The 11111-nt window shown below is 38.1% G+C and carries 13 protein-coding genes and 1 pseudogene; 3 read left to right on the plus strand and 11 right to left on the minus strand.

Going from position 1 to position 11111, the window contains the following annotated elements; genetic code table 11:
* Nucleotides 1-173: 173 nt before the first annotated feature.
* The 5 genes from nrdI to HT730_RS09250 all read right to left on the minus strand — a co-directional run bounded on the left by nrdI (nt 174) and on the right by HT730_RS09250 (nt 4876).
* Complete coding sequence (nrdI, locus tag HT730_RS09230) at nt 174-644, minus strand: class Ib ribonucleoside-diphosphate reductase assembly flavoprotein NrdI (RefSeq protein ID WP_004248363.1); 471 nt, start codon at nt 642-644, stop codon at nt 174-176.
* A gap of 77 nt (nt 645-721) precedes the next feature.
* Nucleotides 722-1255, minus strand: a complete 534-nt coding sequence (locus HT730_RS09235) for a hypothetical protein (RefSeq protein ID WP_000729015.1) — start codon at nt 1253-1255, stop codon at nt 722-724.
* A gap of 60 nt (nt 1256-1315) precedes the next feature.
* Nucleotides 1316-2602, minus strand: a complete 1287-nt coding sequence (locus HT730_RS09240) for a response regulator transcription factor (protein WP_049513076.1) — start codon at nt 2600-2602, stop codon at nt 1316-1318.
* A gap of 11 nt (nt 2603-2613) precedes the next feature.
* Nucleotides 2614-4284, minus strand: coding sequence for a sensor histidine kinase (locus tag HT730_RS09245; protein WP_345890430.1), 1671 nt, complete (start codon nt 4282-4284; stop codon nt 2614-2616).
* Nucleotides 4262-4876, minus strand: a complete 615-nt coding sequence (locus tag HT730_RS09250) for a DUF624 domain-containing protein (protein ID WP_172922150.1) — start codon at nt 4874-4876, stop codon at nt 4262-4264. The genes HT730_RS09245 and HT730_RS09250 overlap by 23 nt, the downstream gene beginning before the upstream one ends.
* A 134-nt stretch (nt 4877-5010) precedes the next feature.
* On the opposite strand from HT730_RS09250, the gene HT730_RS09255 reads away from it, so the two are divergent.
* Nucleotides 5011-5580, plus strand: a complete 570-nt coding sequence (locus tag HT730_RS09255; RefSeq protein ID WP_173307415.1) for an MptD family putative ECF transporter S component — start codon at nt 5011-5013, stop codon at nt 5578-5580.
* Between the two features lie 40 nt (nt 5581-5620).
* Here the strand turns inward: HT730_RS09255 and HT730_RS09260 are convergent.
* From HT730_RS09260 to HT730_RS09275, 4 genes and pseudogenes are all read right to left on the minus strand, one after another.
* Nucleotides 5621-5842, minus strand: a pseudogene (locus HT730_RS09260) (ABC transporter permease); the annotation flags it as partial.
* Between the two features lie 22 nt (nt 5843-5864).
* Nucleotides 5865-7109, minus strand: a complete 1245-nt coding sequence (locus HT730_RS09265) for a transporter (RefSeq protein ID WP_173307416.1) — start codon at nt 7107-7109, stop codon at nt 5865-5867.
* Between the two features lie 487 nt (nt 7110-7596).
* Nucleotides 7597-8814, minus strand: coding sequence for a tyrosine-type recombinase/integrase (locus HT730_RS09270; RefSeq protein ID WP_001291561.1), 1218 nt, complete (start codon nt 8812-8814; stop codon nt 7597-7599).
* An 81-nt stretch (nt 8815-8895) separates the two neighbouring features.
* Complete coding sequence (locus tag HT730_RS09275) at nt 8896-9099, minus strand: excisionase (RefSeq protein ID WP_000814511.1); 204 nt, start codon at nt 9097-9099, stop codon at nt 8896-8898.
* Between HT730_RS09275 and HT730_RS10580 the strand changes: the two genes are divergently transcribed.
* Nucleotides 9083-9334, plus strand: coding sequence for a hypothetical protein (locus tag HT730_RS10580; protein WP_001845478.1), 252 nt, complete (start codon nt 9083-9085; stop codon nt 9332-9334). The two genes, HT730_RS09275 and HT730_RS10580, sit on opposite strands and share 17 nt — an antisense overlap.
* A gap of 225 nt (nt 9335-9559) precedes the next feature.
* Here the strand turns inward: HT730_RS10580 and HT730_RS09280 are convergent, their stop codons facing one another.
* Both HT730_RS09280 and HT730_RS09285 read right to left on the minus strand, forming a co-directional pair.
* Nucleotides 9560-9790 (minus strand): helix-turn-helix domain-containing protein, encoded by a 231-nt coding sequence (locus HT730_RS09280; protein ID WP_000857133.1) that lies wholly within the window; start codon nt 9788-9790, stop codon nt 9560-9562.
* A complete protein-coding gene (locus tag HT730_RS09285) occupies nt 9787-10209 on the minus strand; it encodes a sigma-70 family RNA polymerase sigma factor (RefSeq protein ID WP_000804885.1) in 423 nt (140 codons plus the stop codon). The genes HT730_RS09280 and HT730_RS09285 overlap by 4 nt, the downstream gene beginning before the upstream one ends.
* 504 nt (nt 10210-10713) lie before the next feature.
* Here HT730_RS09285 and HT730_RS09290 point away from each other — a divergent pair.
* Nucleotides 10714-11067: a helix-turn-helix transcriptional regulator gene (locus HT730_RS09290; RefSeq protein ID WP_001227347.1), complete on the plus strand. Its 354-nt coding sequence runs from the start codon at nt 10714-10716 to the stop codon at nt 11065-11067.
* The last annotated feature ends 44 nt before the right edge of the window (nt 11068-11111 follow it).

Below are 11111 nucleotides of genomic sequence, written 5' to 3' on the forward strand. Positions count from 1 at the left end.
GATTTTCATTGAGTATAAGGTTTCATTTCAAGAGAAAATGCAACAAATATTTCTATGATAAAAAGCATAAGAACAAGGTTTCGAAGACCTGAACTTATGCTTTTTTACGTTCTCAAAGACTGTTTATACTCAAAAAAACAGTTGAAAAATCCCAAGCGCCTCTCATATTGACTTTAATTCTCCCTCTCCAACTCATACAAATCTGCAATAATCGCTGCGACACGTTTGATGTCTTCCAGCATGCCTCGCATTTCAAAGTCAGCCAATACAGGGAAGCCAAAACGTTGACTGTATTGCTTGGCTGTCAGGCAGTATTGGTTATTAAAGTTACGATTCCCTGAACCAACCACACCAAAACACTTACTAGCATTGTCACCATAGGCGATAAAATCCCCAACGGGTGTCGTCAAAATCTCGACATCTCCATTATCCACGCCATTCCCACCTTCGAGATAGGTCGGCAAAAAAGCGACGTAAGGGTGGTCCATTTCATAGAAATCATGACCTTCCTTGACCAAATCCTTGATATGAATCTTTTGGACTTCAATCCCCTCGTACTGGGACAAGAGATAATCTTTCAAGCGCGTCACAAAACTTTCAGTGTTGCCACTCAAACTAATATAAACTAAAGAAATTGTCTTCATATGTACCTCCATGATTTTATTTTTAATCGAAAAAGAACTACCAAGATTGTATCTTGATAGTTCTTTTTTGTCAATACTTAGGCAAGATTTTCTGCTTCCTCTTCTTCTGCCAAGGCTTTCTGCTGACGCCACATCTTATAGAAGACAAGAGCTAGGAAGAGAACATTGATGACGATATAGAAAATGCTGACAGCTTTTGAACCAATACTCATTGTCAAACGCATGCTCTCATCTTGAACCAACTGCACAGCGTCCTGTAAACCAACATAGCCATAAATCGAACCGATAATAGCTAACAAAACATAGCCAACGTAAGTATAGTTTGCATATTGCAAATTCTTACGAATAAGGAAGACAATCGCTACGACCACTAAAATAGCAGATAGCACAATCAAGGCCATATTAAAAATAGAATGATACGCTTCTGCTACTCCATAGTTGTAATTAAGCTGGTCTTCTAATTGCTGAGCACTGACCCCTGCAACTTGTTTCTGAGCGGCACGAAGAGCTTCTTTGCTAGGTAAGGGACTCAACATTCCAAACAGAGACATTGCTGAAATAAGAGCAGACAAGATTAGCAAGACCCATAGATAAATTGGTTTCTTTTTCATGATAGAACCTCCTAATAATATTATTTTTATTATAGCACATTTTGTAAAGGAATACAAATCTTACAGTATCGTTTCTACCTGTTTTCGGTAGGCTTTTGGCGATTTTCCGCACAATTTTCGGAACACTTTATAGAAATATCCAAGGTTACTGTAACCAACAGCATAACAAATATCTTCGATACTGTCACTGGTTGAAAGCAAGAGCTGCTGGGCAGCCTTAATACGTTGTTTGTTTAGTAATTCTGCAAAGGTCGAATCGGTTTCTCGCTTAATCAACTGCCCTAAATAGACAGGATTGATAAAGAGAGCCTTACTGATATCCTTGAGGGAAAGTTCTTTCTGATAATCACGACCAATGACTTCCAGCACACTGACCACATTTTCATTCATACGGTATTGACCGAAAAAGCTGGTCAGAGTTTCCTTGATATAAGAAACCAATTCATCGAAGGATTGAATAGCATGAATGGTTTTGACAATGTCCGTCATATCATCAGCTTTTAGATGTTCAAACAAGTGAAAGACATCCATGACAAACTGGATAAAAAGCTGTTTGGTAATCGGAACACGAGGTGTATTTTCAAGAACTACCTTCTCCAAAAGATTCAACTCTTCCACGATTTGATTGAGGTTCCCCTGAATGATAACCCTATAAATCGGTTCGTAATAGGCAAAGAGACTCTCAGACTGTTTTAAATTTACAGAACCGTAAAAGAGGGCTTTCTCAGCATTCAGCTTCCAGCGTTCAAAGTGTTCTTGATAGGGAGCTTCAAAGGGAGTAACGACTAAACCATCTAGGGGTTGGTCAGAAATGAAAATCTGCCAGTCTTGACCCAATACATAGTAGGGAATAGTGAAAGAGCCTTGTTTTTCCTTGGATAGACCTATCCACCAATTCTCCTTACCTCCTAGATAACTAACAAATCCAGCCTCGTCTAAATCTTGACTGAGGGTCTGACTTTTCTTTCCTCTCTCGCCGAGCTGACCTGCAATCTTCTCCAGCAGATTTCCTAACTCTACCTTATCAACAGGCTTGACCAGATAGTCCACCACACTAAGGTTCATGGCTCTTTTTACATAATCAAACTCCTGATAACCTGAAAGCAGGATATAGGCAGCATCTGGTAAGATTTCTTTCATCTCCCGAATCATATCAAGCCCTGTTTTGTCGGGCATATTGACATCTGAAATGATGACATCGACGGGATTGTTCTGAACATATTCTAGGGCTTCATCGGCATGACTGGCTGTTGCGACGACCTCCATATCCCACTTATCAAAGGGAATCAAACGTTTCAGACCTTCTGTCACCATGTACTCATCATCTACTAATAATACTTTATACATTTTCTCCCTTTCTACTCATCTTGAATTGTAATACGATACTGAACACCGGCTTGCTCTGCAGAATCTATAGTAATAGCATAGCGATCCCCAAAATAGAGCACAAAACGCTCATGGACATTGACAATCCCGATAGACTGCTTTTGATCACTGTAACTGGCTTGGTGTTCAAAATGTCTCTGACTTAATTTTTCTCGGATATTTGCCAGCTTTTCAACCGACATTCCTCTACCATTATCGACCACCAAAATTTCCACAAAACCATCCTGTTTAAGAGCCTTGATGCTAATCACATTATCTGTCCGTCTGTGGTCAACACCATGCGCGAAATAATTTTCTACCAGCGGTTGTAAGGTAAACTTAGGAATCTTCATATTCTCTAACTCTGGATCTATCTTGAAACCATAGGCAATGGACTTGGGATAGCGAACCATGCAGAGATAGCTATATTTACGGCAAAATTCTAATTCCTGTTTGAGAAGAGTTTCTCTTTCGTCGGAAATATTGTTACGCAAGAGGCTACTGAACTCATAAATGATATCTGCTAACTCGTCTTGACTCTGCATAACTGCATACATGCGCAAGAATTCCAGCGTATTATACATAAAATGAGGATTGATTTGCGCCTGCAGGGCTCGCATATTGGCATCTTTTTGACTAAGCTCTAACTGGTAAATATCATGGATGTTCTTTTCCAATCGATCCAACATATCATTGGTCGTCTCCGCGATTAAGAGCAATTCCTGATCCTTTTCAAGTGTGTCAATACGAAGACCTTCCTCTCCTTGGGCAATAGCCTGAATGGAATCCACCAAATCCACTACCTGCTTTTGATAGTTGGCAAAGGTCTGCCTCAAAGTCAGATAAAGAATGACAATAAAGAGCAGGCTCAAGCTCACAATCAAAGCAGAGCTAGTCACTGTTCCTTGTAAAACAAAGTTTTTGGGAACTGCCACCTGAACCTGATAACCATGAGAAGTTAAGCCAACGAGCCAATTCTCACTCTCCTTATCAACTGTTTCACCAATATGAAAAATCTCCGTATCAAAAGGTGAGGTCACTGTTACTGCCATCGGAGTATGACCTCTAGTATTATCAATGGCATGGTATAAAACAGCAGGATCCAAGGAGATGTAAATCACTCCTAAGTCTTGATCTGACACTGGGTCTGACACTGGAATGGCAAAACTATTTCCTGCTGGTTTGAAATCCTCAGCCCTGATTTTTTCTCCACTACGTTTGTCTTTAGTAGAAACATAGACTTCCTTGTAATCTTGAAAAGCAATGGCCACTCCAGTTACAAAATCATTTCGAACATAGAGGTCATCAACATTTTCATGCAGAGAGACTGATATATAAGGCGAAGCTTTCCGCTCTAATTGCCAGTAAAAATAGTCTGGCATGCTAAGGCTAAAGTATTTATAGATTCCCTCAATACGAGCTTGATTTTCAACTAAAGCCTGAGCTATCTGGGTTGACTCTCTATGGTAATATTCAATTTCACTCACTGTTCTAGCAGTTACACGCTGGGCTACTCTCTGGGCTTCCTTTTCCCGTGAATCCCAGTCAGCGTAAGAGAGTAAAATTGCAAAACTCGCAATAATAATGATCATAACTGAACTGTAGGTTCGCAGAAGCGTATGTAGCCAAAACTGCTTCATCCTACTTTGTCGCCAATTTTTCATGGATACTTTCATAAACCGGTTCCAACATATCACTGATAAAGAAATGCCACATCCCAATTCCTACAAAGAAAAGTAGGGCAGGCATATAGTAACCAATTGCCACAAGTAGCACAGTTCCAAGGAGAACCTTTGCCACAGCCGCTAAGCTCATAAAGATGCCAATCAAGGATAGTTTGAGACTGTTTCGATAGGACAAGGCAAAATAAACTTGTAATTTCAAAGATACTGTATAAGCCAAAAACAGCAGGGCAACTACTAGAACATTCAAAAAGGTCGCAATCAAATGAATAATAGTCTGATGAGGCAATTGTACCAAGAGATACAAGCCATAGACCAAAACTAAATCCACTCCTAGAAAGCTATAGAAAATCAGATTGCTTGAGACAAAATTTTGCTTATAAAGAGACCACGCCTCCTTCAAACTGTATTCCCGAAAGCTATAACCATGTTCTGCATATAGGCTCATCAAGGTGGCACTAGCCGGCGCTAGACCAAGGATAGTCCCTCCTGCTAAAGTTAATAGCCAAAAGAAGGCTGTCGCAATCATCCCTAAAAAGAAACGATTAAAGACAAAGTCTAAAAATCTCCCCATGATATCCTCCTAAAAATAACTATGAAACTATTATATCATATTTCAAGCGTTTTCAAAAACTTCTAGTATCCATTTACAATCCCATCAAACCATGGTACAATGAGAATTGTGAAAAAATTATCAGGAGACAATTCATGAAAAAATCTATCTTAACTACACTTCTTTTTGCAGTTCTTTACTTCCTCTGCATGGGGATTGGTGTCCTTTTGGGCAATCTCTTTGACCAAACTGGAAACATGTTTTATGCGCCTGCCTTTACTGCCCTTGTCGGCGGTAGCGTCTATATGATTCTGGTCGCAAAAGTTCCACGCTTTGGAGCCATTACCACTATCGGTCTTGTTATTGCTCTCTTTTTCTTGGGAACTAAACACGGTGCTGGTGCCTTCCTTCCTGGAATTATCTGTGGCCTCCTAGCAGATGGAGTAGCTAACCTCGGAAAATACAAGAACCAAACTAAGAACTTCCTTTCTTTCCTTATTTTTGCCTTTAGTACAACAGGACCAATCTTGCTTATGTGGATTGCGCCCAAAACCTATATGGCAACCCTTCTAGCAAGAGGAAAATCACAAGAATATATCGACCGTATCATGGTTGCTCCAAACCCTGGAACCATCCTTCTATTTGTCGCAAGTATTGTCATCGGAGCCCTAGTTGGTGCCTTGATTGGACAAGCCTTGAGTAAAAAATTTGCACAGAAAATCTGATTACTAAAAAAGAGCCAAACAGCTCTTTTTTATTTATGGCTCAAGACTTAGTCAAGAAGTCTCCCAAGAATTGGATTGCAAAGATAATCAAAATGATAATGATGGTTGCCAAGATAGTCACATCGTGATTGTAGCGGTTAAATCCATAAGCGATGGCTACGTTACCAATACCACCAGCTCCAACTGCCCCCGCCATAGCTGTTTCCCCAACAAGGGAAATCAAGGTCACAGTCGTCACGCGAATCAAATCTGGAAGACCTTCTAGTAAGCCTGATTTCCCTAGGTTAAACTTTTTTACCCGAAAAACTTCTTTTTTCTAGTGATAAAATCAACCCTATCACACTCACTACCAAAAACACCCACCAACAAAGCCTAATATCTTGTAAAGCTAAGAAGGAAAATACAGACATCCCCAAGGGTAATGTTAGGGAAAAAATCATACTCAAGAGATTATTACTTCGAGCTAATACATCTGCGCTCAAATTAGACAGTAACAGAGTATCTAATTTAGGCATTGATTTCGACATCAAATACATGACAAAGGCTAAGCAAACAACACCTACTAGAGGAGAAAAATCTAAAATATTAGCAGTAGCAAGCAAGACAAACAGAATTGCATTAAGCGATAGTAAACTTGAAAACGACAATTTCCCAAAATAATCATGGGGAGTTAGGCTACCAAGAATAGCTCCTCCCAAGCTAACACATTCAATTAAAAATAGGGCTTGAGCATAGCTGAGATGATAGATAGTATGGTCTAATAAGTAAAAGTGATAAATACCTCCAACAGCTCCTCCCAAGGTATTCATCACTAAAATGACAAGGATCATTTTAAGCAATGATTTACTTTCTCTCTGTCTAAAGATATCATCCATGTCCGCATAGATTGCCTTAACTTGTTGAAGTAAACTAATCGACTTATCCTCTACCGTTACAGACAAATGCGTCAATTCTCTTCTATTTTTGAACAAAATGAGAGAAGATAGTAAAAAGAAGCCAGCATTCACAATTGCAACAAAAGAAAAATTTTGATGACTGGTTGTGAGTAACCATACTCCTAAGGACTGACCTCCTAGATTTGATAAATAGGAAACAAACTGAGTAAAGGAATAAGCTTCATAGAGCTTATCTTCCGAAATGTTATGCTGGATAATCGGCATACGCAGGCCTGCTGTATAATCTGATAAAATATCCGAACAGATATTAACCATACAGATAAAAGCAAACGTTACGAAGTTCTGGTCATGAATCACACTAGCAATCAAAAGAAATAGCAGACTTTGCACACAACCAACCCAGATAATTGTCCCTGCTTTATTCCGAGTATGATCAGCCTTAATCCCAACATAAAAAGTAAATAGAAAAGGTAAAATCGTAATCATATTCGCCATAAATACAGCTATATTTTTAAAGGGTAGACTCGCAGCATAAACGATAAATACCAGATTATAAATATAAGCTCCACTTGAGCTCAAAAACCTTGATAAGGTCAGTATTCTAAATAAATGATGTCTTAAAAATAGTTTCATAACAGGCCTTTCTCACATTTCAAAGAGTATTTCATTGAAACCAGTCTAACAAAAAAAGTGGGACTCCCCACTTTTTTGTAATATATTTTTTTCTGAAAAAAGAAACTCTAGCGCCTAGAAACTACTAATTATCACTCCATCTACAAGGCTATTTATTTCTCATCAGTCGATGTAACGAGAATATATTACAAATCTTCATTTGAAAGCTGATTTGCAAAATAGTTTTCATAATATCTTGCACCATCTACATACTCTAAATCTTGTAAGATTGTAATGCCTCTCTGAATTTTTTCAAGACCCTTATTTTTCATATAAACAAAGTATAAATTTCTAATTATCTTTTTATATTTTCTTAAATGCTCGTAAAGCCTTATTCTATGTGCTTTCGAGTATTTTTACTGTAGGAAGATACTTCACGTTTCTTTGCATATTTCCTCATGTCTTAGCTGTCAGAAGTGGTAAATAAGTAGTAAATTCATTTGTACTACTAAGCAACAAGACGCTCCTGTTGCTTCTCTTTATTCAAGCGTTTCATTTCTGCCATTGCAGAATCGAATGTTGCATGTGCGTAATAGTTCAGCGTCATGGCTATATTAGCATGTCCCATAATGTACTGTAATGCCTTTGGATTCATTCCTGCATTTGCATAGTTGGTACAGAATGTATGTCGCAAACTATGTGGAGTGATGTGTGGCAATTTATCCTCGTTATACTTATTGTATTTCTTAACAAGACCTTTCATCATGCCGTTGTAATCACTTGCCACTTTTGGATAGTTCTTTCTATTAAGAAAGAGGAAATCACTATATCCATCAATCTCAACACGCTTATCATTCTTTCGATTCGCTAACACTCGCTTAAATGCTTGATAGGCTTCTTCAACCATAGGAACTTGACGTTCGCCACTTTTGGTCTTTGGTGTTTCAATGTAGTACCCAATTTCAGTATCTCTCAATAGCTGATGGTCTATATTGACAAGACGATTCTCAAAATCTAAATCTGGAAGTGTCAAACCACCAAACTCTGAAATACGAAGACCTGTTTTTAAGAGTATCAGAATTTCATCATAATTTTTGCTGTAGGTTTTATCAGCTTTTGCAAAGGCTAACAGTTTTTCTTCCTGTTCTTCTGTTAGTACGGTCTTAGGGACAGTATCATCATCAAGAACTGCTTTCAGTTGAAAGTCAAATGGATTCTTCCGAACACAATCATCTTGTATAGCAATATAGAATGAAGCCTTTAAAGAACGTTTGTAGTTATTGATGGTTTGATAAGCATAACCATTTTCACTCATTCTAATAGCCCATTCTTTAGCGTCTGATGGCTTAATACTGTCAATACTTCTTACACCTAACTTGTCTTTCTTCAAAATATCCATAAGATATTTGCGTCCAGTTTCAGTGTTTTTTCTAACCTTTGGTCTTTGAGCGTTCTGTTTTGCGTAAAGCTGGCAGAGTGTCATTTTCTTTCCTACAACATCAATACCATCATGAATGTCTTTCTGTAACTCTGCGATTTTCTCTCTAAGTGAGATACAATCACGCTTTCCTGCTGGTACTCGGTCTGTAGCCACAAGTTTCCACGAGTAAACAAATTGCGGTTCTCCAAATGAATCTATATATTTGTATAAGTATCTTCCGTCTTTTCGTTGGCTCTCTCCAGTCTTTAAGATTCGACCTTTATTGTCACGTCTTTTTTCTGACATGGCATTTGCTCCTTTCCTTTATGGAAAGAGCCTTGATACGACTTAATACTATTTTATCATATACAAGACCCTTTGGCGACGCTAGATTGCGTCCAATGTATCTATAATTTTTTCAAATTGTTTTCGTTTAATCTGAATACGATTGCCATTCATAATCAGCCAATTTGCATTTTTATTTTCCTCTGCCAAGCGTCGTAGCTTGTTTTCGCCAATACGAAAATATTTTGACGCTTCTTCAATGGTTAGGGTATAACGTTCCCAAATAGGAATGTCAGTCTGCTTCATAAAATCCTCCTTTCCAAATCACTTATTTGGATTTCATAAAAGTTGTTTTACCAGCAATCGAACAGCTTTAGCAAAGCTCACGGGAGTTCCACCCCTGCATGGTTCTCATGTAGCCATACTCATTGCCTGCGACGGTTTTATCACGCTCGGACTATTGACTGTATGGGAGTATCATTATCACGATAAGAATGTCGTTGCAGGCAATCCTGCTAAAGATTGCTTCTCGGATCACTAACATGAATCGCTCGCTATCTTTATAAGATAGGTCATGGCGGTTAGTTCCGTTGGCTCTTTTCTTATCGAAACGTATTCGATTACTTTTATTCAGTTTTCAAAGAACAATGGCTCGTTAGCCTATCAAAACACATTGAAAGCTCAATATGCTTTGGTGGAATAACAAACCTCCCTGTTCGGGAAGCGTGGAATGGTTTAGCACGCTTCCACGAAAGGAGAGAGGATATTACTTAATTTCAAATGACAAAATCTTTGTAATCAGTCTGGTTTCCATTCTTCCACGTAAGACTTCATCAACGACCATACTTTGATTGCCATATTCATCTTTCATAAGTCGTAGGGAACGCTTCGTTATGTACCCTCTGTAATGATGTAGAATCTGGTTAATCGCTTCGGTATCGCCATCTGTTGCCTTTACAATGAGAGGAAAGGGAATCATAGGATATTGTGTTTTCATTCTTCAAATTCCTCCATAAACTTTTTAATTAAGGCTAGTCCACTGGTTCTATGCCGATAGACAGTAGAACGGTTCAATTTCAACAGGTCTGCAATTTCTGAATCGCTCATGTCCATAAAGTAAAACAGCAGTAGAATTTCACGTTTCTTGTCTGGCAACTCACGTAATGCTTCACTCAACAAATCATTTTCAACGCCTACTGATAACCCATTGAGTGTAAAAATCTGAAAGTCAGTTGAATAGTTATCTGTTGTCGCAAACTGGCTAACAAGATAATCGCCAACATCCGAAAAGGACACCTCACGCTTTGCAATCCTTGAAAGATAAAGCATATAATTCTTTCGCTCGTCTTCCATAGCACGTTTACAGATATAGTCAAACTGATTTTCTATTGTGGTCTGAAAAGAAGATGGTTTCATGTTTCTCACCCCCTTTCTGTCTAGGAAAGGAAGTGAGCCTTGCTCGTTTATCTCCTTTCACTCTTAGTCCCAATGTGAAAGGGGGATTTGTTGCATTACTGATAAATAAACTTTGTAAAAAAGTTCTGAATAGCCAAAAAAGCATATAAACAGATTTATTTCTCTGTTTACATGCTTCTGTTATTCTATCTATATGATTTATAAAACCACATTGGTGGACGTACTTATCTATTGCAGATAGACGACTTTTTTTGACAAGAACCCAATGTAAGGAAATTTATTGTATATGATGTACTTCATGGCGACGTTGACCTCCAACAAACCGCCATTTGGAAGTAATATACAATATTTTAACAGCGTAAATAGCACTACCATATAACGGTTTTTTTTATTGGCGTTTAGTAGTGCTTTTTATTAAATATAAACCTATAAACCATATAACACGTTTTTCTATACCTGTTTTTAATTCAGTAGGAACAATAAAATGTATAGAGGTGGTCTACTATGCGTAAAAAAGAAGATAAATATGATTTTAGAGCCTTTGGTTTAGCCATTAAAGAAGCTCGATTGAAACGAGGTTTAACTCGTGAACAAGTGGGAGCATTGATTGAAATTGACCCACGGTACTTAACTAATATTGAAAATAAAGGGCAACACCCCAGCATACAAGTTCTTTATGACCTTGTATCGTTACTTCATGTTTCCGTTGATGAATTTTTCTTACCTGCTAATAACTTGGTAAAAAGCACCCGACGATTACAGATAGAGAAATACATGGATAGCTTTACAGACAAAGAACTATCCTTAATGGAATCTTTAGCCAGCGGTATCAACGAAGCAAGAAACATCGAAGACTAATTAAAAGAATCCATACATAACGGAAAGAGCCGATAAAATGAGAT

Origin of the sequence: Streptococcus sp. k-628 (assembly GCF_013277475.1) — a bacterium.
Classification (GTDB): Bacteria; Bacillota; Bacilli; order Lactobacillales; family Streptococcaceae; genus Streptococcus.